This is a genomic window from Streptomyces kryoterrae (genome assembly GCF_054072135.1).
The window spans coordinates 7601388-7625902 of sequence record NZ_CM133358.1 but is presented as its reverse complement, the minus strand read 5'-3'; the positions used below and the strand labels follow the sequence as shown (position 1 = coordinate 7625902).

The following is a 24515-nucleotide window of genomic DNA, read 5'->3' as shown; positions in this document are numbered from 1 at the left end:
GCCTGACCCTAGTGACCTTCTTGTGATCAGTTCAAATCCTGAAGCGAAAAATGTTTGTCACTCCTCGCATTTTTTACACACAACACACATACAGCAATGCCCGATTGACGCTACGTTGCGTGACACTTCCGCCAATTCGGTCATTGCGCCCGTATGTTGCCGGCGGTTGTCAACCGCGCGAGAACCGCTTGAGCAGCACCACCGAAGCCACCGGCCGGGCACCCGCCTTGGCGATCCCGTCGGCCACCTCGCGGTCCGTCGACACGACGATGACCGGCCGGCCGGGCGGCTCCGCGCGCACCAGTTGACGGATCAGCTCGTCGGCGCTGATACCGGCCTTGGAGAACAGCACCCGCACCCCGCGCGGCGGCGCCAGCAGCACCGGCGCGGCCAGCTCGGCCCCGTCGAAGACACAGGTGACCTCGGCCCCGGTCTGCGCGGCGAGCTGCGACAGCTGCCCCAGCAGGCGCAGCCGCTGCTTCTCCAGCGGCATCTGCGGATAGCCGGTCTTCGTCACGTTGTAGCCGTCGACGACCAGATGCGCCTGGGGCAGCGCGAGCAGCTGGTCGAGAATCGCCGGATCGTTCTCGGACAGCGCACGGGCGGCGATGTCCTTCGGTGTCATCCGCCCCGGCTCGACCGCCTCCACGGTCTCGGCCGGCCGCACCGACAGCGGCGGCAACGCCAGCTCCCGCCGCAGCCCCTGGGCCGCCTCCAGCACGGTGTCCAGCAGCAGCCGTACCCGCATGTCCTCGACACTGCGCCCCTCCCGGGCGGCGCGTCTGCTGGCCTCCAGCGCGGCCTCGACCTCGCTCAGCCGTCCCTTGAGCCGCCGCGCCTCGCTCTCGGACGCGGAGACCTGCGTGTGCCCCTCGGTGCGCAGGGTCTCCATCTCGGCGTGCGCCTTGCGCAGGGCCGCCTCGCCGCGCTTGACGTCGCTGAGGGCGGCGCGCAGCTTGCGGTGAAGCGATTCGGCTTCCTTCTTCGTCGACTCCAGCTCCGTACGCAGCCGCTCGGTCTCGGTACGGGTGTGGTCGCGGGCTGCGGTCAACTCCTCGCGCAGCCGCTCCAGTTCGGCCCGGCTCTCCTCGTCGGCACGCTCGGCGTCGGCGCGCTGCGCCTCCTCGCCGGCCGCGGTGACGAGCTTGACCCAGCCCGTGGGACGCAGCACATAGGCCGCGGCGGCCACATCCAGCGGATCGGCGGCCGGGGGCGGCGAGCCGGAGTCGAGAGCCCCGGCCAGCTCCGGCTGGGCCTCCCTGAGCTTCTCCCCGATGCGCTGCCGGAACAGCGTGTCGGTCTCCAGCGCGGAGGCCATCGCGTTGCCGGCGAACTTGGCCCGCCGATTGGGCGCGAAGCGCGCGTACTGCCTCAGCTGGGCGGGCAGCTCGGCCACGGTGAGCCCGCCGAACCCGTCCGACACGATCTGCACGACGCGCCTGCGCACGCCGTCGGGCAGCGGACGGTCGAGCACCTCGGCGGCGCCGTCGCCCGGCTCCCCGCCTGTGGTCTCCACCATCCGTCACCCCAACCAGTTCCGGTGCGGGGCCGGCTCCCGTCAGGAGCCGGCGCCCGGCCTGTCCACGAGTTCCACCTGATCCACGGCGTTGCACCAACGGCAGCGCACCGACTCGATGGTCTCACTGACCACCTCGCGCTCCTCCACCTTCGGGTCTCCGGCAAGGTCGAGGTGCACGTACTCCACGACCTTGGAGGAGCGGGTCACGTCGAAACGCGTGAGGTTGCCGCAGAGAGCACAGCGCCACCGGGTCGAGTCGGTAGGCAGAGGAACCGTCATCGTGGATATGTTCGCTTTCCTTCTAGTATCCGTGCTGCGCCCGTTTCCCGGCGCGTGTGGCTCGTAACCCTAAGGCCTGGCGGGTACTCGCCGCCCGTCCGTCCACAGCGGCGAGGCGGTCTGCACTGTTCGGTCCCGTTACGTCATGCTCTGTGTCCATGATCGGCGAGTTCGAAAAGTGGCGTACGGCGTTCCGCAGATCGGTCCGCGCCCAGTCGGCGCCGGTGACGTACGGGCTGATCGCCGTCTGCTGTCTGCTCTTCGTCATCGGCCCCGCCTCGGGCCTGAACCCCGGGTACGGCACCGGGGACGCCCTGCTGGCCGCCCAGCGGGCCTACTTCCGCCGCTGGGGCGTGGTCCCCGCCGACCTCTTCACCGGCGCCCCGCGGGCCACGCTCACCCCCGCCACGGCACTGTTCGTGCACGGCAGCTGGGTCCACCTGCTGGGCAACATGCTCTTTCTCTACGTCTTCGGCGCGATGACCGAGGAACGCCTCGGGCACCTGGAGTTCGCCCTCTTCTACGTGGGCTGCGGCTACCTCGCCCTGCTGGGGTACGCCGCGGCCAACGCGGGCTCGCAGCAGACGCTGGTGGGGGCGTCCGGCGCGATCTCGGCGATCCTGGGCGCGTTCCTGTACCTGTTCCCCGGCGCCCGCGTCACGAGCCTCTTCCCGTTCCTCTTCTTCCTCCCGCTGCGCTTCCCGGCCTGGCTGACCCTGCCGTTCTGGGCGGCCCTCCAGTGGGTGGCGGCGGGCCGGGCGTCCTCCGGGCCCGGGGTGGCGTATCTGGCGCACGTGGTGGGGTTCGGGCTGGGCTTCGCCTACGCGTGGGTGCGATATCGGCGTACCACTAGAGTGAGGTCCGCCCCAGCGCCGGCCACCGAGGGAGAGAACCAGCCGTGATCACCGCGATCGTGCTCATCAAGACCAGCGTGGACCGGATCCCCGAGATCGCGGAGTCGATCGCCGCACTGGACAGCGTGAGCGAGGTCTTCTCCGTCACCGGCACGTACGACCTGATCGCGATGGTCCGCGTCAAGGCCCACGAGGACCTGGCGGAGATCATCCCCGGCAGCATCAGCAAGATCCCGGGCGTGGAGGCGACGGACACCCACGTGGCGTTCCGCACGTACTCCCAGCACGACCTGGAAGCGGCGTTCGCGATCGGCCTGGACAGCTGAGGACGTTCAGCCCTGAAATCCAGCCCCCGCCGGCAAAAATCCAGCCCCTCCGGCGCTTGAGGAGCGGGAGTCCGGGGGCAGAGCCCCCGGGATGGGACGGGTAAGGACGGCGGGGGCGATCAAACCGCCGGCACGCAGCGCCCGTCCTCGGTCCGGTACTGCCACCGGGCCCCGTCCCGCACAAGCTCCTTCACCGCACCCACGAACCGCTCGACGTGCTCATCAGGCGTCCCCGCCCCGAAGCTCACCCGAATCGCGTTGAGCGACTTCTCGCCGGGAGCGGCCTCGGGGGCCCCGCACTCCCCCTGCGTCTGCGGGTCACTGCCCAGCAGCGTCCGCACCAGCGGATGCGCGCAGAACAGCCCGTCCCGCACCCCGATCCCGTACTCCGCGGAGAGCGCCGCGGCGAAGTGCGAGCTGTTCCAGCCCTCGACGACGAACGAGATGACGCCGACGCGCGGAGCCTCGTCGCCGAACAGCGAGAGCACCCTGACCTCGGGCACCTCCGCCAGCCCCGCCCGCACGGTGTCGATCAGGTGCTGCTCGCGGGCCACGAGCGTGTCGAAGCCGGCCTCCGTGAGGGCCTTGCAGGCGGCGGCGATCGAGTAGGCGCCGATGACGTTCGGCGAGCCGGCCTCGTGCCGGGCGGCGGTGTCGTGCCACTCCACGTCCACTCCCCCGTCCGTGCGCCGCGTGACCTTGCGGCTGGCGCCGCCACCGGCGAGGTACGGGTCGGCGGCGCGCAGCCAGTCGGCGCGGCCGGCGAGGACGCCGGAGCCGAAGGGCGCGTACAGCTTGTGGCCGGAGAAGGCGACCCAGTCGACGTCCAGGTCCTGGACGGAGACCGGGTGGTGCGGGGCCAGCTGGGCTGCGTCCAGGACGATCCGGGCACCGTGCGCGTGAGCGGCGTCGGCCAGCTCCCGTACGGGCCACAGCTCGCCGGTGACGTTGGAGGCGCCGGTGACGCAGACGAGGGCCGGGCCCTGACCCTCTTGAATGGATGCAGTGCGGGCGGCGAGGGCCTCCCGCAGGGTCGCCACGGCCTGCTGGGGGGTGCGCGGGGCGTTGAGGTAGGTGACCTGGGCGTCCCGCCAGGGCAGCAGGGAGGCGTGGTGCTCGGTCTCGAAGACGAAGACCTGGCAGCCGGCGGGAAGGGCGGCGGCGAGGAGGTTGAGGGAGTCGGTGGTGGACCGGGTGAAGATCAGCTGGTCGTCGGCACGGCAGTCCAGGAACTCGGTGACCGTCCTGCGGGCGTTCTCGAAGAGGTCCGTCGACAGCTGGGAGAGGTAGCCGGCCCCCCGGTGCACGCTGCCGTAGTAGGGCGCGTACGCGGCCACGTCGTCCCAGACCCGCTGGAGCGCGGGGGCGCTGGCGGCGTAGTCGAGCGCGGCGTAGGTGACTTCGCCGCCCGTCACGAGCGGGACGGTGACATCTCGTCCCAGAACGGGCAGCGGAGTACAAACGGACTGCTCGGCGGCAACGGTGGAGACAGACATGGCGAACTCCCGTGAGAAGCAAGAGGAATCGCTGTGCGAGCGGACATGGCTCAGCACAGGAAAAGGGTGAAAAGGGTGCGCGGAGGCGGGGCTCGGCAGCCCTATCGCATTCGCTTGCTCACGGAGGACTCCCTCGTACGACCAGGACCCCTGGTGTCGAGAGGGGCCCGCGCTTGCCGTAAGCCTTGCTGCCTACGGCCTGGTCTTCATCCCGGGGCACCCCGCCACGGACGGAGGGTTGCCGGACAGTCGGCCGGGGCCTCATGACTGTCACTCATGACCTGGCACAGAACGTAACCGAAGTGATCGACGTCCCGCAACCCATGTCCGGATCGCGGGACGCCCATGCCCGAAGAAGCGAAGACGCGAAGACGCGAAGACGCAGGGAACGTCTACGCGTTGCTGACCGCCGCCCACCGCTCCAGCGTCCGCTTCGCCGCACCGGAGTCGACGGATTCGGCCGCCTTCACCATCCCGGCGCCGATCTGTTCGGCCAGCGAGCCCGGCCCCGGGTCCAGCGCCACCAGCGCCGCCGCCGAGTTGAGCAGCACGGCATCCCGTACGGGCCCGGTCTCACCGTCCAGCAGTCGCCGGGCGACCGCCGCGTTGTAGGCGGCGTCACCGCCGCGCAGGGCCTCGATCGGGACCAGCTCGATGCCGACGTCGCGCGGGTCGAAGGCCTCCTCCGTCACCTTGCCGTCCCGGACGACCCACACCCGGGAGGTGGCGGTGATCGTCAGCTCGTCGAGGCCGTCGTCGCCCCGGAACACCAGGGAGGAGTTGCCGCGTTCGGCGAAGACACCGGCGACGATGGGGGCCATCCGGGGATCGGCGACCCCGACCGCCTGCGCCCTGACCTTGGCCGGGTTGGTCAGCGGGCCCAGGATGTTGAAGACCGTGCGGATGCCCAACTGGCCGCGTGCGGCGCCCACATGACGCATCGCCGGATGGAACCTGGCCGCGAAGCAGAAGGTGATCCCGGCCTCCTCCGCCACCTCGGCCACCCGCTTCGGCGTCAGCTCCAGATTGACCCCGAGCTGCCCCAGTACGTCCGACGCCCCCGAGGCCGAGGAGGCCGCCCGGTTGCCGTGCTTGACGACCTTGGCGCCCGTGCCGGCGATGACGATCGCCGACATGGTGGAGATGTTCACCGTGTTGGCGCCGTCGCCGCCGGTGCCGACGATGTCGACGGTTCGCCCCGGCACCTCGATCACGTTGGCGTGCTCGTACATCGCCTGGACGAACCCGGTGATCTCCTCGACGGTCTCGCCCTTGGCCCGCAGCGCCACCACGAACCCGGCGATCTGCGCGTCGGTCGCCTCGCCGCCCATGATCAGGTTCATCGCCCAGGCGGTGTCGGCGGCGCTCAGGTCATGGCCGTCGAGCAGGCCGTTCAGCACGCGGGGCCAGGAACGGACCGCCGCGGTATCGCCTCCGGCGGGGTTCACAGCGCTCATCTGCCGCTCCTGGGTCGGTCCCGGCGGGACTCCGCGGGGACTTCTGGTGGAATGGGAACACCCTATCCAGCCCGGCGGCACGGCGAAGGGCCCCGTCCGATGTACGGACGGGGCCCTTCTGCCGTTCTACCGTGTGTGGCGAAGCGAGGTGATCAGTGGTGGCCGTGGCCGCTCGTGATCTCCTTGTACTCCTCGGTTGTCGGCTTGGCGATCTGGCTGTCCTCGCCGTAGTACGACTTGCTGAGCTTGGCGCGCAGCTTCTCCGCGCCCTTCACCTTGCGCTCGACACCGTTCTCGTCGACCGTCGCGCCGATCATGGCCGGCTCGTACTGCTCGTGCGCGGTGAGCGTGTGCAGGGCCTCCTGGCTGAGCGGCTCGTGCACCTCGATGAACTCACCGTGCGGCAGGCGCTTGATGATGCCCGACTCGCGGCCGTGCAGCACCTTGTCCCTGTCGCGGCGCTGGAGGCCGAGGCAGATCCGCTTGGTGGCGATGAACGCGAGGACCGGGGCGACGAAGAAGGCGACCCGTACGAACCAGGTGATCGCGTTGATCGACAGGTGGAAGTGGGTGGCCCAGAGGTCGTTTCCACCACCGATCAGCAGCACCAGGTACCAGGTGATCCACGCGACGCCGAAGGCCGTACGCGTCGGCACGTTGCGCGGGCGGTCCAGGATGTGGTGCTCGCGCTTGTCGCCGGTGACCCAGGACTCGATGAACGGGTAGACCGCGATCGCGACCAGGACCAACGGGAAGACGATCAGCGGGATGAACACGCCCAGGACGAGCGTGTGACCCCAGAAGTTGATCTCCCAGCCCGGCATGACCCGGATCAGGCCCTCGGAGAAGCCCATGTACCAGTCGGGCTGGGCGCCCGTCGACACCTGGTCCGGACGGTAGGGGCCCATGGCCCAGATCGGGTTGATCGAGGCGATGGCCGCGATGACCGCGATGACACCGAAGACCAGGAAGAAGAAGCCTCCGGCCTTGGCCATGTAGACCGGCAGCAGCGGCATGCCGACGACGTTGTTGTTCGTCTTTCCGGGGCCCGCGAACTGCGTGTGCTTGTGGTAGAAGACCAGGATCAGGTGCGCCACCATCAGGCCGAGCATGATGCCCGGCAGCAGCAGGACGTGGACCGAGTAGAACCGGGCCACGAAGTCGCCGCCGGGGAACTCCCCGCCGAACAGGAAGAACGACAGGTAGGTGCCCACGACCGGCACGGACAGGACCGCGCCCTCCATGAAGCGCACACCGGTGCCGGAGAGCAGGTCGTCCGGGAGCGAGTAGCCGGTGAACCCGGTGAACATGCCCAGGACGAACAGCAGGAACCCGAACAGCCAGTTGACCTCACGGGGCTTGCGGAACGCACCCGTGAAGAACACGCGCATCATGTGCACGAACATGCCGGCGAGGAAGATCAGCGCCGCCCAGTGGTGGATCTGCCGGATCAGCAGACCACCGCGCACATCGAAGGAGATGTGCATGGTCGAGTTGAACGCCTCGGACATCAGCTGGCCCTGCAGCGGGATGTAGCTGCCGTGGTACTCCACCTCGTTCATCGACGGGTGGAAGAACAGCGTCAGATACACACCCGTGAGGATGATGATGATGAAGCTGTACATGCAGACTTCGCCGAGCATGAACGACCAGTGGTCGGGGAAGATCTTGCGCATGTTGGTCTTGGCGAGGGAGTAGATCCCCAGCCGGCCGTCGGCCCAGTCGGCGACCCGCTCACCGGCGGGCGCCTTCTCGCGCGACGAACGCGTGTCCGTTTTTGCCGTAGTACTCATCCGCGCTCCCAGAAGGCAGGACCGACGGGCTCGGAGAAGTCGCCGAGCGCCTCAAGGTAGCCCTCGTCGTTCACGCCGATGCGCAGCTGCGGCAGGGCGTGACCGGCGGGGCCGAAGATCACCCGGGCGCCGTCGGAGAGGTCGAAGGTGGACTGGTGGCAGGGGCAGAGCACGTGGTGCGTCTGCTGCTCGTACAGGGAGATCGGGCAACCGACGTGGGTGCAGATCTTCGAGTACGCCACGATGCCCTCGTGGGACCACTCGAGCTCGCGCTTGTCCTTGATGTTGTCCGGCTGGATACGGACGATCATCAGGGCGGACTTGGCGATCTCGGTCTGGAACTCGTGGTCGTCCTCCTCCAGGCCGTCGGGCTTGGCGAAGGTGAGCGAACCGACCGCGATGTCCGAGGCGCGGAGCGGCTCGTTCGTGTTCATGTTGACGAGCAGCTTGCCCTTGGACCACAGGGTGTGGCGCAGCTTCGTGCCGGGCAGCGTGCCGAGGTCGCGCAGCAGCATGACGCCGGAGAGCGGGAACAGGGCCAGCGCGCCGAACATCGTGTTGCGGACCAGCTTGCGCCGGCCGATCGCGGACTCCTTGGCGCCCTGCTTGAAGTCGGCCAGGACCTTCGCCTTGACCTCGGGCGGCGCGGAGATCGCGTGCCGCTCGTCGACGAGCTCCTCGTCGGACATCAGGGTGCGGGCCCAGTGGACCGCGCCCGCGCCGATCAGGAAGAGCGCCAGGCCGAGGGACACGCCCAGCGCGAAGTTCAGCGCGCTGAGGTGCCCGATCGGGAAGACGTAGATGGCCCTGTCGACCGGGATCGCCACGTACGAGACGATGAAGGCGACGGTGGCCACCATCGACAGCGTGAACAGGAAGGCGATCGCACGCTCGGACCGCTTGGCGGCCCGCTCGTCGATGTCCTGGACGCGGTGTTCGTGGGGCGGCAGCCCCGGGTCCGCGAACGGGTTCTTCTCGTCCGCGACGCCGGCGACACCGTGCTCGTTCTCCTGCTCAGCGGGCAGGTTCTCTTCTGAAATGTCTTGGCTACTCATGACTTCTTGGCCTTTGCGGTCCGAGCGGCGACCCAAACGGCGACCGCGATGAGCGCTCCGAGGCCGAAGATCCAGGCGAACAGGCCTTCACTGACCGGTCCGAGACCGCCCAGGCCGAGACCGCCGGGCTCCACGGTGTCCTCGCCGTTGACCGCGTCGAGGTACGCGATGATGTCCTTCTTGTTCTTCTCCGACAGCGTCGTGTCGGGGAAGGACGGCATGTTCTGCGGGCCGGTCTGCATGGCCTCGTAGATGTGCTTCGGGTCGACACCCTCAAGGTCCGGGGCGAACTTGCCGTGCGTGAGCGCACCGCCCTTGCCGGTGAAGTTGTGGCACTGGGCGCAGTTGGTGCGGAAGAGCTCGCCACCCTTGGCGATGTCCGCGCCGTCGGGGCCGTACTGCTCCTCGGTGGGCACGGACGGACCGGCGCCCAGCGACGCGATGTACGCCGCGAGCTGGTCGATCTGGGCCTGCGAGTAGATGTTCCTCTTCTTCGGGATCTGCGCGCCCTGCGAGGTCGCGGCCGGCATGCGGCCGGTCGCCACCTGGAAGTCGACCGCCGCGGCGCCGACGCCCACCAGGCTCGGACCGTCGGAGGACCCCTTGCCGCCGGTGCCGTGGCAGCTGGCGCAGCCCACGGAGTACAGCCGCTGCCCCTCCGTGATGGTGAGGGACTGAGCGGTTTCATCGGCCTTCGCCTGGCCCGTAGGCGCGACAGCGGAGTACAGCCCCCCGATGGCCGCCAGCGCGATGAGTAGGACGACGACCGCCGCCATCGGATGGCGTCGTCGTGCGGAGAGCTTTTTCACGGATTACCCCGGTGTCAGGATCTTCAGCGTCGAGTCTTCTGGAGGTGTCGGGCGGACCCGATGTGAGGATCGGGCGGGCCCGGCTACTTGATCATGTAGATCGTGGCGAAGAGCCCGATCCAGACGACGTCGACGAAGTGCCAGTAGTAGGACACGACGATCGCGGCGGTCGCCTGCTCATGGGTGAACCTTCGCGCCGCGTACGTCCTGCCGAGGACGAACAGGAACGCGATGAGACCGCCCGTCACATGCATGCCGTGGAAGCCGGTGGTCAGGTAGAACACCGAGCCGTACGGGTCGGAGGAGAGCGAGAGCCCGTCCTTCTTGACCAGCTCGGTGTACTCGAAGATCTGACCGCCGACGAAGATCGCACCCATGACAAAGGTGACGATGAACCACATCCGGAGCTTCTTCACGTCACCGCGCTCGGCGGCGAACACGCCGAGCTGGCAGGTGAGGGAGGAGAGCACCAGGATCGTGGTGTTGGTCAAGGAGAACGGGAAGTTCAGGCTTGACGCCATCTCCTTCCAGTGATTCGGACCTGTCACCGATCGCAGGGTGAAGTACATCGCGAAGAGGGCCGCGAAGAACATCAGCTCGGAACTCAGCCAGATGATGGTTCCGACGCTGGTGAGGTTCGGCCGGTTGACCGACGGGTGCGCGTGCCCGGTTTCTACTGTCGTTGCTGTCGCCACGACCGACATTATGTCGGTCGCTTATCCCGCCCTCACGCCGGGGGGTGCCGTTCGGGGTGTCTGTGGGGTGTGTCCAGCCCGTATGGCCCATCGGACGGCTGTCCGAGCGGGGTTCAGACAGGGGGTCCGAGGGAGTAGCATCCGGCCCAACGGACCCGGTCCGTCTGTCCGTACGACGCTGATGTCTCGGAGGGGAACAATGCAGCCGACCGCCACGGTGCTGGTCTACAGCGATGACTCCAACACCCGCGAGCAGGTGCGGTTGGCGACGGGGCGGCGACCCGCTCCGGACGTTCCCGCCGTCGAGTTCCTCGAGTGCGCGACGCCCGCCGCTGTCCTGACGGAGCTGGCCAAGGGCGGGATCGACGTCTGTGTGCTGGACGGTGAGGCCGTGCCCATGGGGGGCATGGGCATGTGCCGGCAGATCAAGGACGAGGTTTTCGCGTGTCCGCCGGTGCTGTTGCTGATCGGGCGGCCGCAGGACGCGTGGCTGGCGACGTGGAGTCGGGCCGACGCGGCGGTCACCCTGCCGGTGGATCCGGTGGAGTTCGCGTCGTCGTTGGCTTCTTTGCTGCGGGTCAAGCGGGCTCTGAGCGCCTGAGAGCTCGGGGGTGCGGCCCCGTCGGCGCCCCGCGTCAGATGTTCTCCGGAGTCAGGCGTGCCCGGTTGGCTGGATTTGAGCCCTGTGAAGAGGTGCTGACGAGGGCGCTGCCTCCCTGCCACTTCTGCCAGTTCAGGTTCCAGTCGCCGAAGCCGTTGCCGAAGGTTTCCATGGTGTCGCCGTAGGAGTTGACGACCTTGACGACGTCGCCCTCCCGGACGTGGTCGTAGAACCACTCGGCGTTGGCGGTGCTCATGCCGGTGCAGCCGTGGCTGACGTTGTCGGAGCCCTGGGAGCCCACGGACCAGGGGGCGGCGTGCACGTACTCGCCGCTCCAGGTCACCCGGGTGGCGTAGTAGACCGGCAGGTCGTACGAGTCGGCGCTGCCCTCGGCTATGCCGATGCTGGTGCCGCGCATCTGTACGAAGTACTCCTTGCCGAGTACGACCTTGACGCCGTTGCGGGTCTCGAAGCCGGGCTTGCCCGTCGTGACGGGGATGGTGTTGATCACCTTGTCGTTCTTGTAGACGGTCATCTCGTGGGACGACGCGTCCGTGACGGCGATGACCCGGTCGCCGGTGGTGAACTTCAGGGGCTTGGCACTGCCGCCCCAGAGCCGGTCGGCGATCTTGATACCGGGCAGGTTGCTGTGCACCTGGACGGTGGCCCGGGCGGGCCAGTACTCCTTGGGCCGGTAGTGCAGTTCCTTGTCGTCCACCCAGTGCCACGCGCCCTCGGTGGCGGGGGTCGAGTCCACCTTGAGGGCGCGCTCGACTATCGCGCGCTGCGCCTTTCCCCGTACGGGTTCGCTGAGTTCGGCCGTCACCGGCCGGCCCACGCCGTAGGTGCCCGTCTTGGGGCCGAAGGTGACGTTCAGGCGCTTCTTGGTGGTCGGCCTGCTGGTGTCGAAGGTGCGGGTCCCGCGGCCGGGGGCGCCGTCCTCGTCCTCCGTGCTCACCCGGACCGTGTAGCGGGCTCCTGCGGCCAGGGGGGAGGTGCTGTGCCAGCGGCTGCCGTCGGCGGAGAGTTCGCCGGCCACGTAGCGTCCGGACGCGTCGACGGCGGTGACGTCCGTGATGCGGTCGTCGGAGTCGTCGGCGGTGACCTCCAGGGGCTTGTCGGGGTCGGCCTTCTCCCCGTCGCCGACAGAGCCGCCGAAGGAGATCCGCTCAGCCGCGTCGTACGGCTTCGCCGAGAGGGGATGGCCGTCGGAGCCGCAGGCGCTGGCGGACGCGCCCAGGGCGGCCACCAGGAGGGTGCAGCTGACGACCGTACGGTTACGCGGTGAGTGCCTCATGCCCTCACGCTAAGAACGTACGTCGGCCTCGGCGCGGCGGGTGATCCGTGCGAGGGAACGGGGGTGTGGCAAAAGAGGGAGCCCGGACTCTCCTGACGGAGTGTCCGGGCTCCCCTGAGCACCGAGCGTGTTACTGGGTGCGGTTCTCACCGCGGTAGTACTCGAAGACCCATCCCCACAGGCCGATCAGGAGGATCGGCGCCGCGAAGAACGCCAGCCACCAGCCGATCGCGACGCTCAGGAACAGGAACGCGCCACCGATGCCCAGCGCGAGCGGCTGCCAGCTGTGCGGGCTGAAGAACCCGACCTCGCCGGCGTCGTCCGCGACGTCCGCTTCCTTGTTGTCCTGGGCTCCCACGTCGACCCGCCGGGCCGTGAAGGCCAGGTAGTAGCCGACCATGATGCACAGGCCGAAGGCCAGGAAGAGTGCCGTGGTGCCCGCGGGCTCCTTCGACCACACGCCGTAGACGATCGCCATGACGAGGACGAAGACGGCGAGCCAGATGAACATCTTGCCCTGGATCTTCACTTGCCCGCCTCCTTGCCGCCGGCGAGAGCCTTCTCGCCGTGCCCGGCGTTCTCCAGCTGGTCCAGCGCTGCGATCTCAGGGTGGTGCAGGTCGAACGCCGGGGATTCGCTGCGGATCCGCGGCAGGGTGAGGAAGTTGTGCCGCGGGGGCGGGCAGGACGTGGCCCACTCCAGTGAACGGCCGTAGCCCCACGGGTCGTCGACCTCGACCTTCTTGCCGTACTTCGCGGTCTTCCACACGTTGTAGAGGAACGGGAGCACGGACAGACCGAGCAGGAACGAGCTGATCGTCGAGATCGTGTTCAGCGCGGTGAAGCCGTCCGCCGCGAGGTAGTCCGCGTACCGGCGCGGCATGCCCTCGGCGCCCAGCCAGTGCTGGACGAGGAAGGTGCCGTGGAAGCCGATGAACAGCGTCCAGAACGTGATCTTGCCGAGGCGTTCGTCGAGCATCTTGCCGGTCATCTTCGGCCACCAGAAGTGGAAGCCGGAGAACATCGCGAACACGACCGTCCCGAAGACGACGTAGTGGAAGTGCGCCACCACGAAGTAGGAGTCCGAGACGTGGAAGTCCATCGGCGGCGAGGCCAGGATGACACCGGTCAGACCACCGAAGGTGAAGGTGATGAGGAAGCCGGTGGCCCACAGCATCGGGGTCTCGAAACTCAGTGACCCCTTCCACATCGTTCCGATCCAGTTGAAGAACTTCACGCCCGTTGGCACGGCGATCAGGAACGTCATGAAGGAGAAGAACGGGAGCAGTACACCGCCGGTGACGTACATGTGGTGGGCCCACACCGTCACGGACAGACCCGCGATGGCGATGGTCGCGCCGATCAGGCCCATGTAGCCGAACATCGGCTTGCGGGAGAAGACCGGGATGACCTCGCTGATGATGCCGAAGAACGGCAGCGCGATGATGTACACCTCCGGATGCCCGAAGAACCAGAACAGGTGCTGCCACAGCAGGGCACCACCGTTGGCGGCATCGAAGATGTGTGCGCCGAATTTCCGATCCGCCTCCAGCGCGAAGAGCGCGGCGGCGAGGACGGGGAAGGCGAGCAGGACGAGGACCGCGGTCAGCAGCACGTTCCACACGAAGATCGGCATGCGGAACATGGTCATGCCGGGGGCGCGCATGCAGATGATCGTGGTGATGAAGTTGACCGCGCCGAGGATGGTGCCGAAGCCGGAGAAGGCCAGGCCCATGATCCACAGGTCGGCGCCGATGCCCGGGGAGCGGACGGCGTCCGAGAGCGGGGAGTAGGCGAACCAGCCGAAGTCGGCCGCACCGGAGGGGGTGAGGAAGCCGCCGACCGCGATCGTCGAGCCGAACAGGTACAGCCAGTAGGCGAACATGTTCAGCCGCGGGAACGCGACGTCGGGGGCGCCGATCTGCAGCGGCATGATCCAGTTGGTGAAACCGGCGAACAGCGGCGTCGCGAACATCAGCAGCATGATCGTGCCGTGCATCGTGAACGCCTGGTTGAACTGCTCGTTCGACATGATCTGCAGACCCGGCCGGGCCAGCTCGGCGCGCATGAACAGCGCCATCACGCCACCGATGCAGAAGAACGCGAACGACGTCACCAGATACAGCGTGCCGATCGTCTTGTGGTCCGTGGTGGTGAGCCACTTGATGACCACGTTGCCGGGCTGCTTGCGCCGTACCGGCAGTTCGTTCTCGTACGAGTCCTCAGCCGCGACGGCATCCTGGGGTTCGTTGGTGATGCTCACAGGTTTGTCGTCTCCCGGTTCTTCTCGTGGCTCGTCTGCGCGATGCCGGCGGGAATGTAACCGGTCTGCCCCTTCTTCGCGAGGTCCTTGAGGTGCTGCTCGTAGCGCTCGGGGGAGACGACCTTCACGTTGAAGAGCATCCGGGAGTGGTCGACGCCGCAAAGCTCCGCACACTTGCCCAGGAAGGTGCCCTCCTTGTTGGGGGTCACCTGGAAGGCGTTGGTGTGGCCCGGGATGACGTCCTGCTTCATCAGGAACGGCACCACCCAGAAGGAGTGGATGACGTCACGCGAGGTGAGGACGAAGCGGACCGTCTTGCCCTTGGGGAGCCAGAGGGTCGGGCCGGGGTTGCCGGTCTGCGGGTTCTTCGTACCGGGGGTGCCGACGTCGTAGACGCCGCCGGCGTTGGCCGGGAAGTCCTTCTTGAACCGGTCCGGGATGGCGGCCAGGTTCTCGTCGGTGTCCGCGTTTCCGGTGGAACCCTCGACGTTCTCGATGTAGTTGAAGCCCCAGCTCCACTGGAAGCCCACCACGTTGACCGTGAGGTCGGGCTTCTTGGAGGTGTCGAGGAGCTTCGACTCGTCACGTGCCGTGAAGTAGAAGAGCACCGAGACGATGATCAGCGGAACCACGGTGTACAGCGCCTCGATGGGCATGTTGTACCGGGTCTGCGGAGGTACTTCGACCTTGGTGCGGCTGCGCCGGTGGAACATGGCGCTCCACAGGATCAGGCCCCAGACCAGCACGCCGGTGGCGAGCGCGGCTGCCCAGGATCCCTGCCACAGGGAGAGGATCCGCGGAGCCTCTTCCGTGGTCGGGGTGGGCATACCAAGGCGGGGGAAGTCCTTGTATGTGCAACCGGTCGCGGTCGCCAGGACCAGGCCCGCAGTCAATGCCTGCAGCAGCTTCCGCCGCAACGGGCGCCGCGGCGTGGGGGTACCGCCCGCGCCCCCCAGGGCGTGGGGGAGGTCGGAGCCGTTGGGACTCACGTAGCGCCTTCCCGAGAGTCTCGCCCGCGCGGATCGGCTGCGGCCTGCCTTCTCGGGGTCGGTCGCCGCCCTGCGTCGGGCAGGGGTTTGGATGTTTATGCGGACCAAACCCTACTGGACGCAATTTGGGGTCGCGCGGGGAGGGTCCCCAACGCGCCGGGGGTCACCCCGAAGGGGTGGGCTGGGCCGGGTTGGGGGTGTTCTGACGGGGGGTCGGGCGCCCCCTGGGGTGCGGGTTCGGGTGGTACGACGGGTACCGGCCGTCCGTGGCTTGTCGCGCCCGCGGCGGAGCCGCTGATGTGACAGCCCCGCGCCCCTCTGGGTGGGACCACGTACCCCTTGTTGAGGACTTAGCGTTGGTTCGTGTCCTACTTCGATGCCGCATCCTCTGCCCCCCTCCACCCCGTTGCCCGGCAGGCTCTCCTGGCCTCGCTCGACGAGGGGTGGGCCGATCCCGCGCGTTTGTACAGGGAGGGGCGGCGGGCCCGGATGTTGCTGGATGCGGCGCGGGAGGCGGCGGCCGAGGCGGTGGAGTGCCGGGCCGATGAGCTGACGTTCACGTCGTCGGGTACGCGCGCCGTGCACACCGGTATGGCGGGCGCTCTCGCTGGTCGGCGCCGCGTCGGACGTCACCTGATCGTGTCAGCGGTCGAACACTCTTCGGTGCTCCATTCGGCGGAGGAGTGGGAGGCGACGGGCGGCGAGGTGACGACCGTCGCGGTGGATCGTGCCGGGGCTGTGGCCGTCGGGGCGTACGAGGCCGCCGTACGGCCCGACACCGCGCTGGCGTGTCTTCAGTCGGCCAACCACGAGGTGGGGACCGAGCAGCCGGTGGCCGAGGTGGCCGAGGTGTGCCGGGCGGCCGGGGTGCCGTTGCTGGTGGACGCGGCGCAGTCGTTGGGGTGGGGGGCTGTTCCGGGGCCCTGGTCGCTGCTCGCCGCGAGTGCCCATAAATGGGGTGGGCCTTCCGGGGTCGGGCTGCTCGCCGTCCGTAAAGGGGTGCGGTTCGCGGTGCGTGGGCCCGTGGACGAGCGGGAGTCGGGGCGGGCGGCCGGGTTCGAGAACCTTCCGGCGATCGTCGCGGCGGCGGCCTCGTTGCGGGCGGTACGGGCCGAGGCGGCGCAGGAGGCGGTACGGCTGAGGGAGTTGACGGAGCGGATCCGGGCGCGGGTGCCGGTGCTGGTGGCGGACGTGGAGGTGGTCGGCGATCCGGTGCGGCGGCTGCCCGGTGTCGTCACCTTCTCCTGTCTCTATGTCGACGGGGAGACACTGCTGCACGAGCTGGACCGCGCCGGTTTCTCCGTCTCCTCCGGATCGTCCTGTACGAGCAGCACGTTGACGCCGAGCCATGTGCTGAGGGCGATGGGGGTGCTGAGTGAGGGCAATGTGAGGGTGTCACTGCCGGTCGGGACCCCGGCCGAGGAGGTCGACCGGTTCCTGTCCGTCCTGCCGGGCGCGGTGGCGACCGTACGGGAGAAGCTGGGCGCGCCGCTTCCGGTGACGGTGGCTGTCGTCGGCGACGGGGAAGGTGACGGGGAAGGTGACGGGGACTCGCTCGTTGTCGATGCCCTCGGCAGGCGCTGCCCGATCCCGGTGATCGAGCTGGCGAAGCGGATCGGTGAGGTGCCGGTGGGCGCCAGGGTGCGGGTTCTCTCGGACGACGAGGCGGCGCGGCTGGACATTCCGGCGTGGTGCGAGATGCGGGGGCAGGAGTACGTCGGTGAGGAGCCGGCGGACCGGGGTGCGGCCTACGTGGTCCGCCGGCTCTCCTGACTCACTTCAGGTGCTGCTGGACCTCGGTCACGGCGTCGTCGCCGTACGCCTTGCGGAAGCGGTCCATGAAGTGGGCGCGCCGGAGCTGGTACTCCTGGGTGCCGACCGTCTCGATGACCAGGGTGGCGAGCATGCAGCCGACCTGTGCGGCACGCTCCAGGGAGACGCCCCACGCCAGGCCGGACAGGAAGCCGGCGCGGAAGGCGTCGCCGACGCCCGTGGGCTCGACCTTGGCCTCCTCGTCCGGGCAGCCGACCTCGATCGGCTCCTCGCCGACGCGCTCGACGCGTACGCCCTTGGCGCCGAGGGTGGTCACCCGGGTGCCGACCTTGGCGAGGATCTCGGCGTCGGACCAGCCGGTCTTCGACTCGATGAGGCCCTTCTCGTACTCGTTCGAGAAGAGGTAGGCGGCGCCCTCCAGCAGGACCTTGATGTCGTCGCCGCCCATGCGGGCGATCTGCTGGGAGAAGTCGGCGGCGAACGGGATGGACCGGGTGCGGCACTCCTCGGTGTGGCGGAGCATCGCCTCCGGGTCGTCCGCGCCGATCGAGACCAGGTCGAGGCCGCCGACGCGGTCGGCGACGGTCTTCAGCTCGATCAGCCGGGCCTCGCTCATGGCGCCGGTGTAGAAGGAGCCGATCTGGTTGTGGTCGGAGTCGGTGGTGCACACGAAACGCGCGGTGTGCAGCGTCTCGGAGATACGCACCGAGTCGGTGTCCACACCGTGGCGGTCCAGCCAGGCGCGGTACTCGTCGAAGTCGGCGCCGGCGGCCCCGACCAGGATCGGCCTGGTGCCGAGCTGGCCCATGCCGAAGGCGATGTTCGCGCCCACGCCACCCCGGCGTACGTCGAGGTTGTCGACCAGGAAGGACAGCGAGACCGTGTGCAGCTGGTCCGCTACGAACTGGTCGGCGAAACGGCCGGGGAAGGTCATGAGGTGGTCGGTGGCGATGGAGCCGGTGACTGCGATACGCACGACGGGGACACTCTCCTGCGAGGGGAGGGGGATTGACAGTTCACGCTACCCGGTCGGCCCGTGCCGGTTGAAGCGGCAAAACTACCCGATAGTAGATCTTTCTCGCCGGGTATCCGGTGCATACGGTTCCGATATGACGAACTTCAAGGTCCACCAGGCCCTTCAGGTCCAGCAACTGCACTCGGGACCGGGTGCCGCTCCGCTCGACGTCGAAGGGGGTCTGGCCGCCCTGCGCGGCGACTGCGCCCGGATGGCGCCGCACTGGGCGGCCCCGGACCGGGTCATCGCCCTGCCCGTCTCCCCGTCCCGTATCCACGGCGTGACCGTCCCGCCCGCCTCCGCCCGGCTGGTGGACGCGATGCCCGAGTACGGCGACTAGGCCCGGCCCGGACGACGGCCCGCGACCGACGGCACCCCGTCGACCAGCGCTCGACGGGAACCGTGCGCTCCCCCGCTGCGTCCCATCGCTGTCCCCCGTAAAGAGGACGCGGTGTACGACCCCCCGGCGCCTGTCTGTGACAGGGTCGGCCGGTCGGGACAGCCGGGACAGCTGGGAGCCCAAGGAGCGATGCGGTGAACACCGAGCGACCCGATCACGACGACGCCGACGACAAGGCCGACGACAAGGCCACCGAGGCCGAAGCGGACGTCACCACCGAGGCCACGCCGGAGGAGAGCGACCCGGAGCGCCCGTCCCGGCGCCGGTCCCCGGTGCTCGTCGCCTCGGTCGCCGCCGCGGTCCTGCTCGTCGGGGGTGGCGGGGCCTACCTCACCGCCGGCCTGACCGGCGGCTCGGGCGACGACGACCGTACGGACAACTCCGCGCCCGGCGGGGACAGCACCACTCCCCCGCCACTGGCCCTCGACGGCTACACCGAGGGCGGTACGGGTGACACGGGCGGTACGAGCGGCATCGCGCCCGGCGAGCCCGACCCGAACGGGGTGACCTACCGGGCGGACGGCGCGCTGCCCGCCGGGCCCGCCTCGGCGCCGGTGTACACGATGACGAAGAACGGCGAGGAATCGATCACCGCCGCCGAGGTGACCCGGCTGGCCAAGGCGCTCGGCGTCGAGGGGAAGCCGGTGACGGAGGCCGACAGCTGGCTGGTCGGCACCGCGAAGGACGGGACGGGCCCGTTCCTGCGAGTGAACAAGCAGGCGCCGGGGACCTGGTCCTTCAGCCGGTACCTTGCCGGGGGCTCCGACAACTGCAAGAGCACGACCGTGTGCGCGCGGAACTCCGGCACCGCCGCCGAGGGGACGACCGTCGATCCGGTGAGCGAGGCAGCCGCGAAGAAGGCCGTGGCGCCGGTCCTGAAGGCCGTCGGCCAGGACGACGCGAAACTGGACGCGAGCCGGCTGACGGGCACCCAGCGGTCGGTGAACGCCGACCCGGTGGTCGGCGGGCTGCCCACCTACGGCTGGACGACCGGCCTCCAGGTCAGCGCGCAGGGCGAAGTGGTGAGCGGCAGCGGCCAGTTGGCGACGCCGGTGAAGAGTGACACCTACCCGGTGATCGGCGCCAAGGCCACCCTGGCCCTGCTCAACGAGCCTGGGGCCGGGGCGACTCCCGGGCACCGCATGGGCATCGGGGGCTGCGCAAGCTCCGTACCGCTGAAGGACCGCCTGGAGGCGCCGTGCGGTACCGGTACCGGTACTACCACGACGACGGGGCAGAAGGAGTCCCTCACCGTCGACAAGGCGGTGTTCGGGCTGGCCTCGCACTCCGTGTCCGGGCGGCCGGCGCTGGTGCCGTCGTGGCTGTTCGAGGTACGGGCGCAGGGTGCCGCCGAGGGCTTCACGGTGACGTATCCGGCGGTCGACCCCCGGTATCTGACCGGGGCCACCATCAGCGCGGAGCCGTCCCCGACGGCCACGCCGACCGCGCCGGGCGACGAGCCGACCTCCGGGACGACGACGCGTGGCACGAAGATCGAGGGCTACACGGTCTCCGGCGACGGCAAGGAGCTGACCGTGGGCTTCTGGGCGGGGGTGTGCAGCAAGTACTCCGCGTCGGCGAAGGAGGAGGACGGCGAGGTGACCGTGACGGTGACCTCGAAGTCCGAGAAGGGCAAGATCTGCATCATGATCGCCAAGGCCACGTACGAGACCGTGCGGCTGGACGAGCCGCTGGGTGACCGGAAGGTCGTGGGGACGGACGGACAGTCGATCCCCGAGGGCGACTTCGTCAAACGGTAATCAGCCCGGGCCCCTGTTGGGCTCCCCCGGTACGCGTGAAGGCGGCGCCCCCGTCGGAGGGGGGCGCCGCCTTCACGCGTACCGGCCTTGCGGCCCTACGGCCTAGCTGAAGGAGTCACCGCAGGCGCAGGAGCCCGTCGCGTTCGGGTTGTCGATCGTGAAGCCCTGCTTCTCGATGGTGTCGACGAAGTCGATGGAGGCGCCACCGAGGTAGGGAGCGCTCATACGGTCGGTGACGACCTTGACGCCGTCGAAGTCCTTGAGAACGTCACCGTCGAGGGAACGCTCGTCGAAGAACAGCTGGTAGCGCAGACCCGAGCAACCGCCGGGCTGGACCGCGACACGCAGGGCGAGGTCCTCGCGGCCTTCCTGGTCGAGCAGGGCCTTGACCTTCGCCGCGGCGGCGTCGGACAGGATGATGCCGTCGGTGACGGTGCTGGTCTCGTCCGATACGGACATCTACATCTCTCCCGGGTTGTACGGAGACTTCTGCCGACGAGTGCAACCGGCGGGGCCGCGGATTCATTCCGGGCCGAGAGTCTGTTTCTTTCCGTTCTCCTCTCCATGCTCGCACACACGCGGAAACGCGAACAGCGGCCCTGTGGACGGGCTCGCACCCACGCTCCGGGATTCATGTCACATCGACGCTATGAGACTCGTCAAAGTGACGTGAAGGGGTTACGATAGATAACGTCAATTCGACGAAAAGGCGTGAACCGCAGAACAGAAAGGGTGCGTGTCGTGACCACCGCCCAGACCCAGGACCTCGACGTACAGCCGACGCCCCTCGCCCTGCTGCTCCTCGGCCGTGAGGCCGACCCGCGGAGCGAGCGTGGCGTGGAGTGCCCCGGCGACCTGCCCTCCCCCTCCGACCCGGACCTGGTGGCACGTGCCCGTGCGGCCAAGGACAAGCTCGGCGAGAAGGTCTTCGTCCTCGGCCATCACTACCAGCGCGACGAGGTCATCCAGTTCGCGGACGTCACGGGCGACTCCTTCAAGCTGGCCCGGGACGCGGCGGCGCGTCCGGAGGCGGAGTACATCGTGTTCTGCGGTGTGCACTTCATGGCGGAGTCGGCGGACATCCTGACCGGCGACGACCAGAAGGTGGTCCTGCCCGACCTGGCCGCCGGCTGCTCGATGGCGGACATGGCGACGGCCGAACAGGTGGCCGAGTGCTGGGACGTCCTGACGGAGGCCGGGGTGGCCGACCAGGTCGTACCCGTCTCCTACATGAACTCCTCGGCGGACATCAAGGCGTTCACGGGCAAGCACGGCGGCACGATCTGTACGTCGTCCAATGCCGAACGCGCCCTCGAGTGGGCGTTCGAGCAGGGTGAGAAGGTCCTGTTCCTGCCGGACCAGCACCTGGGCCGCAACACGGCGGTACGGAACATGGGGATGTCGCTCGACGACTGCGTCCTCTACAACCCGCACAAGCCGAACGGCGGCCTGACCACGGAGCAGCTGCGCGCCGCGAAGATGATCCTGTGGCGCGGCCACTGCTCGGTGCACGGGAGGTTCTCGCTGGACTCGGTGAACGACGTCCGCGCCCGGATCCCCGGCGTGAACGTCCTGGTCCACCCGGAGTGCAAGCACGAGGTGGTGGAGGCGGCGGACCACGTCGGCTCGACCGAGTACATCATCAAGGCGCTGGAGGCGGCCCCGGCCGGCTCCAAGTGGGCCATCGGCACGGAGCTGAACCTGGTACGCCGCCTGGCGAACCGTTTCGCACCCGAGGGCAAGGAGATCGTCTTCCTCGACAAGACGGTCTGCTTCTGCTCGACCATGAACCGCATCGACCTCCCCCACCTGGTCTGGACCCTGGAGTCCCTGGCCGACGGCAAGCTGGTGAACCAGATCTCGGTGGACCGGGAGACGGAGACGTTCGCGAAACTGGCACTGGAGCGGATGCTGGCGCTGCCGTAGGCGGTGCCCCGCAGGCGGTGCCTCTCCCGCCCGTGTCCATTCAGGTGCGCTGCCGTTCTTAGGGATGTACATCTTAGATGTGCATCCCTAAGAACGAGGTGACCTGACAGTGCCCCGACCGCCCCACCGCAACATCCCCAAGCCGTCCCATATCTTCGAACGCGACTGGGAGTGGAGCGAGCTGACCGCGTTCGCCTCCAACGAGGAACCCGGACCACGCCTCGCGGTCGTGTCCGGACGTCGCCGCCAGGGGAAGAGCTTCCTGCTCGAAGCCCTCACCAAGGCAACCGACGGCTTCTACTTCGCCGCGGTCGAGGGCACCAGGGCCGAAGCGCTGATGTTGCTCGGCAAGGAGATCGCACACTTCACCGATGCTCCCGTGCCACCCCGCCCCCAGGACTGGACCGAAGCCCTGGAGCTGCTCTTCGACCTGGCCACGCAGCGCCCCGTCCCGATTGTCATCGACGAGTTCCCCTATCTGGTCCGGGGCGACGCCTCCCTCCCATCCCGCCTCCAGCGGGCCATCGGAGTCCGCGCGGGCAGTCATCTGCGCCGCCATCCCCGCATCCTCCTCTGCGGCAGCGCGATGTCGTTCATGGGCGGCCTACTGTCCGGTACGTCACCGCTGTACGGCCGCGCGGGACTCGACCTCGTCGTGCACTCCCTCGGCTACCGGGAAGCAGCCACGTTCTGGGAGATCACCGACCCGAGGCTCGCGGTCCTCACCCACTCCGTGGTCGGCGGAACCCCTGCCTACCGACGGGAGTTCGTGGACGACGACACTCCGACAGGACTGGACGACTTCGACAACTGGGTCAGCCGGACAGCCCTCAACCCGGCCCGTCCGCTGTACGGCGAGGCGGAGTTCCTGCTGGCCTCGGAACCGGATGTACGCGATCGCGCGCTCTACCACTCCGTCCTCGCGGCGGTCGCGGCCGGCAATCACACCAGCGGTGGCATCGCGAGTGCGGTGGGCCGCAAGGCGACGGACATCTCCCAGCCGCTGACGGTACTCAAGCGCTGCGGACTGCTGACCGTGGAACCGGACGCCTTCCGCGGCAACCGCAGCGCGTACCGCATCGCCGAACCCCTGATCACGTTCCACCACGCGGTAGTACGCCCCAACCAGGCCCGCCTGACCCGCCGCCACAACGCCGCGCCGGCCTGGGCGCTGTCCAGGGACACGTTCCTGAGCAAGGTCGTCGGCCCCCACTTCGAGCACCTGTGCCGTGAGTGGGTCTCCTGGCACGCGGAACCCGACACCTTCGGCGGTCTGCCCATCGACGTCACCTCGGGAACCGTCCCCGATCCGGCCGCGCACACCTCCCACGAGGTCGACGTCGTCGTACGCGGTGCCGTCGGCCAGGACCACGGCATCCTGCTGTCGGTCGGCGAGGCGAAGTGGAACAGGGTGATGAACGTCGGCCACCTCGAACGGCTCCGCCACATCCTCGGGCTCCTCGCAGCGCGCGGCATCGACACGAGCCATGCCCGCCCCGCCTGTTACAGCGGGGTCGGATTCTCGGCGGACCTGCGGGCGGCGGCGGACCGGGGTGAGGTCGTCCTCGTCGACCTGAAACGGCTGTACGGCGGGTCATGACCATGCCCGCGTGTGCAGACGAAGGGGCGCCGCGCGCACACGGAGTTCGTCAAGTACAGGCACGGGCAAGGGGCGATGCCGACCCTCTGACCTGGCCCTCGGCGTCACGCCAAGGAAGGAGCCACCGATCCGCTGGTCGTACCCTCCGCCTCACCGGCGAAGGCCAGAATTCCGTGCACGTGACACACAGGGGAGGTATTTCCCTTGCGGTGCGCAAAATCTTCCAGTAATTGATAGCCGGCGCACAGAACGACCTCGCTCCCCTGATATGACTCCAGGTTAATTACGGCAGCCTCAAGAAGACCAATCTCGTCGACAAGTAAAGGAATACTGCGGCGCCCTTGGATTGAACTGAATCCAGCTCGCGCGTAAAGCATCGGTATCAAACTGGATCCACTGGCCCTGGCGAGGGTTTCTTTGTCGACCTCACTCACATCGTCTATGAGGGCATGGGCGTGCTCGAAGATCTCTATAAGGGTGACTACCTCTGAGATCGCAATCGCAATCGCGTCCGGGAGCGCTGACGCCAAGGGATCGCGAGGCTGGTCACGGTGCCGTCGACGCATGAATCTACTCCCGCAAGAGGCCTGCATGAGGACTGGATTCCGC

The 24515-nt window shown here is 68.5% G+C and carries 23 protein-coding genes and 1 riboswitch; of the genes, 8 read left to right on the top strand and 15 right to left on the bottom strand.

The genetic code is table 11. The features are described 5' to 3' along the window. Positions 1 to 169: 169 nt before the first annotated feature. Positions 170 to 1519, bottom strand: coding sequence for an NYN domain-containing protein (locus ACW4TU_RS33795; RefSeq protein ID WP_457419450.1), 1350 nt, complete (start codon positions 1517 to 1519; stop codon positions 170 to 172). 39 nt (positions 1520 to 1558) lie between these two features. Next, a complete protein-coding gene (locus tag ACW4TU_RS33790) occupies positions 1559 to 1798 on the bottom strand; it encodes a hypothetical protein (protein WP_164314491.1) in 240 nt (79 codons plus the stop codon). 158 nt (positions 1799 to 1956) lie between these two features. On the opposite strand from ACW4TU_RS33790, the gene ACW4TU_RS33785 reads away from it, so the two are divergent. Together ACW4TU_RS33785 and ACW4TU_RS33780 are read left to right on the top strand one after the other, a co-directional pair. Then, positions 1957 to 2700 carry a rhomboid family intramembrane serine protease gene (locus ACW4TU_RS33785; protein WP_457419448.1) on the top strand — a complete coding sequence of 248 codons (744 nt, stop codon included), beginning with the start codon at positions 1957 to 1959 and terminating at the stop codon, positions 2698 to 2700. After that, positions 2697 to 2978, top strand: coding sequence for an Lrp/AsnC family transcriptional regulator (locus ACW4TU_RS33780; RefSeq protein WP_164314487.1), 282 nt, complete (start codon positions 2697 to 2699; stop codon positions 2976 to 2978). Before ACW4TU_RS33785 ends, ACW4TU_RS33780 begins: the two co-directional genes overlap by 4 nt. 119 nt (positions 2979 to 3097) lie before the next feature. Here the strand turns inward: ACW4TU_RS33780 and ACW4TU_RS33775 are convergent, their stop codons facing one another. The 6 genes from ACW4TU_RS33775 to ctaE all read right to left on the bottom strand — a co-directional run bounded on the left by ACW4TU_RS33775 (position 3098) and on the right by ctaE (position 10292). Further along, positions 3098 to 4474: an aminotransferase class V-fold PLP-dependent enzyme gene (locus tag ACW4TU_RS33775; protein ID WP_457419446.1), complete on the bottom strand. Its 1377-nt coding sequence runs from the start codon at positions 4472 to 4474 to the stop codon at positions 3098 to 3100. 164 nt (positions 4475 to 4638) lie between these two features. Further along, a riboswitch (SAM riboswitch) is annotated at positions 4639 to 4756 on the bottom strand. Positions 4757 to 4866: 110 nt separating this feature from the next. Beyond that, positions 4867 to 5931 (bottom strand): anthranilate phosphoribosyltransferase, encoded by a 1065-nt coding sequence (trpD, locus tag ACW4TU_RS33770; RefSeq protein WP_457419444.1) that lies wholly within the window; start codon positions 5929 to 5931, stop codon positions 4867 to 4869. A 152-nt stretch (positions 5932 to 6083) separates the two neighbouring features. Further along, entirely contained in the window at positions 6084 to 7724 is a 1641-nt protein-coding gene (gene qcrB, locus ACW4TU_RS33765) for a cytochrome bc1 complex cytochrome b subunit (RefSeq protein WP_457419442.1), read from the bottom strand. Next, positions 7721 to 8779 (bottom strand): cytochrome bc1 complex Rieske iron-sulfur subunit, encoded by a 1059-nt coding sequence (gene qcrA, locus ACW4TU_RS33760; protein WP_457419440.1) that lies wholly within the window; start codon positions 8777 to 8779, stop codon positions 7721 to 7723. The genes qcrB and qcrA overlap by 4 nt, the downstream gene beginning before the upstream one ends. Further along, positions 8776 to 9588 (bottom strand): cytochrome bc1 complex diheme cytochrome c subunit, encoded by an 813-nt coding sequence (qcrC, locus tag ACW4TU_RS33755; protein ID WP_457419438.1) that lies wholly within the window; start codon positions 9586 to 9588, stop codon positions 8776 to 8778. The genes qcrA and qcrC overlap by 4 nt, the downstream gene beginning before the upstream one ends. An 83-nt stretch (positions 9589 to 9671) precedes the next feature. Continuing rightward, positions 9672 to 10292, bottom strand: a complete 621-nt coding sequence (gene ctaE, locus ACW4TU_RS33750; protein WP_457419436.1) for an aa3-type cytochrome oxidase subunit III — start codon at positions 10290 to 10292, stop codon at positions 9672 to 9674. Positions 10293 to 10482: 190 nt separating this feature from the next. On the opposite strand from ctaE, the gene ACW4TU_RS33745 reads away from it, so the two are divergent. Further along, entirely contained in the window at positions 10483 to 10884 is a 402-nt protein-coding gene (locus ACW4TU_RS33745; RefSeq protein WP_457419434.1) for a response regulator, read from the top strand. 34 nt (positions 10885 to 10918) lie between these two features. On the opposite strand, the gene ACW4TU_RS33740 is transcribed toward ACW4TU_RS33745, so the two are convergent. From ACW4TU_RS33740 to ctaC, 4 genes are all read right to left on the bottom strand, one after another. Then, positions 10919 to 12181, bottom strand: a complete 1263-nt coding sequence (locus ACW4TU_RS33740; protein WP_457419432.1) for a L,D-transpeptidase — start codon at positions 12179 to 12181, stop codon at positions 10919 to 10921. Positions 12182 to 12311: 130 nt separating this feature from the next. Then, complete coding sequence (locus ACW4TU_RS33735; RefSeq protein ID WP_457419430.1) at positions 12312 to 12710, bottom strand: cytochrome c oxidase subunit 4; 399 nt, start codon at positions 12708 to 12710, stop codon at positions 12312 to 12314. Continuing rightward, positions 12707 to 14443, bottom strand: a complete 1737-nt coding sequence (gene ctaD, locus ACW4TU_RS33730; RefSeq protein WP_457419428.1) for an aa3-type cytochrome oxidase subunit I — start codon at positions 14441 to 14443, stop codon at positions 12707 to 12709. Before ctaD ends, ACW4TU_RS33735 begins: the two co-directional genes overlap by 4 nt. Continuing rightward, the gene (gene ctaC / locus ACW4TU_RS33725) at positions 14440 to 15432 is read right to left on the bottom strand and encodes an aa3-type cytochrome oxidase subunit II (RefSeq protein ID WP_457419426.1); all 993 of its coding nucleotides are present in this window, start codon (positions 15430 to 15432) and stop codon (positions 14440 to 14442) included. The genes ctaD and ctaC overlap by 4 nt, the downstream gene beginning before the upstream one ends. A 363-nt stretch (positions 15433 to 15795) precedes the next feature. Here ctaC and ACW4TU_RS33720 point away from each other — a divergent pair, with 363 nt between their 5' ends. After that, positions 15796 to 17205, top strand: coding sequence for a cysteine desulfurase/sulfurtransferase TusA family protein (locus ACW4TU_RS33720; protein ID WP_457419424.1), 1410 nt, complete (start codon positions 15796 to 15798; stop codon positions 17203 to 17205). A 1-nt stretch (position 17206) separates the two neighbouring features. Here ACW4TU_RS33720 and ACW4TU_RS33715 read toward each other — a convergent pair whose 3' ends face one another. Next, positions 17207 to 18181: a carbohydrate kinase family protein gene (locus ACW4TU_RS33715; RefSeq protein ID WP_457419422.1), complete on the bottom strand. Its 975-nt coding sequence runs from the start codon at positions 18179 to 18181 to the stop codon at positions 17207 to 17209. A gap of 133 nt (positions 18182 to 18314) precedes the next feature. Between ACW4TU_RS33715 and ACW4TU_RS33710 the strand changes: the two genes are divergently transcribed. Together ACW4TU_RS33710 and ACW4TU_RS33705 are read left to right on the top strand one after the other, a co-directional pair. Continuing rightward, entirely contained in the window at positions 18315 to 18560 is a 246-nt protein-coding gene (locus ACW4TU_RS33710; protein WP_457419420.1) for a hypothetical protein, read from the top strand. Positions 18561 to 18754: 194 nt separating this feature from the next. Then, entirely contained in the window at positions 18755 to 20380 is a 1626-nt protein-coding gene (locus ACW4TU_RS33705) for a hypothetical protein (RefSeq protein ID WP_457419418.1), read from the top strand. 102 nt (positions 20381 to 20482) lie between these two features. On the opposite strand, the gene ACW4TU_RS33700 is transcribed toward ACW4TU_RS33705, so the two are convergent. Then, the gene (locus ACW4TU_RS33700) at positions 20483 to 20839 is read right to left on the bottom strand and encodes an iron-sulfur cluster assembly accessory protein (protein WP_006380335.1); all 357 of its coding nucleotides are present in this window, start codon (positions 20837 to 20839) and stop codon (positions 20483 to 20485) included. Positions 20840 to 21121: 282 nt separating this feature from the next. Here ACW4TU_RS33700 and nadA point away from each other — a divergent pair, with 282 nt between their 5' ends. Together nadA and ACW4TU_RS33690 are read left to right on the top strand one after the other, a co-directional pair. Further along, positions 21122 to 22306 (top strand): quinolinate synthase NadA, encoded by a 1185-nt coding sequence (gene nadA, locus ACW4TU_RS33695; RefSeq protein WP_457419416.1) that lies wholly within the window; start codon positions 21122 to 21124, stop codon positions 22304 to 22306. A 109-nt stretch (positions 22307 to 22415) separates the two neighbouring features. Continuing rightward, complete coding sequence (locus ACW4TU_RS33690; RefSeq protein ID WP_457419415.1) at positions 22416 to 23906, top strand: AAA family ATPase; 1491 nt, start codon at positions 22416 to 22418, stop codon at positions 23904 to 23906. 104 nt (positions 23907 to 24010) lie between these two features. On the opposite strand, the gene ACW4TU_RS33685 is transcribed toward ACW4TU_RS33690, so the two are convergent. Continuing rightward, on the bottom strand, positions 24011 to 24472 hold the full coding sequence (locus ACW4TU_RS33685) for a hypothetical protein (RefSeq protein WP_457419413.1): 462 nt from the start codon (positions 24470 to 24472) through the stop codon (positions 24011 to 24013). Between the last annotated feature and the right edge of the window lie 43 nt (positions 24473 to 24515).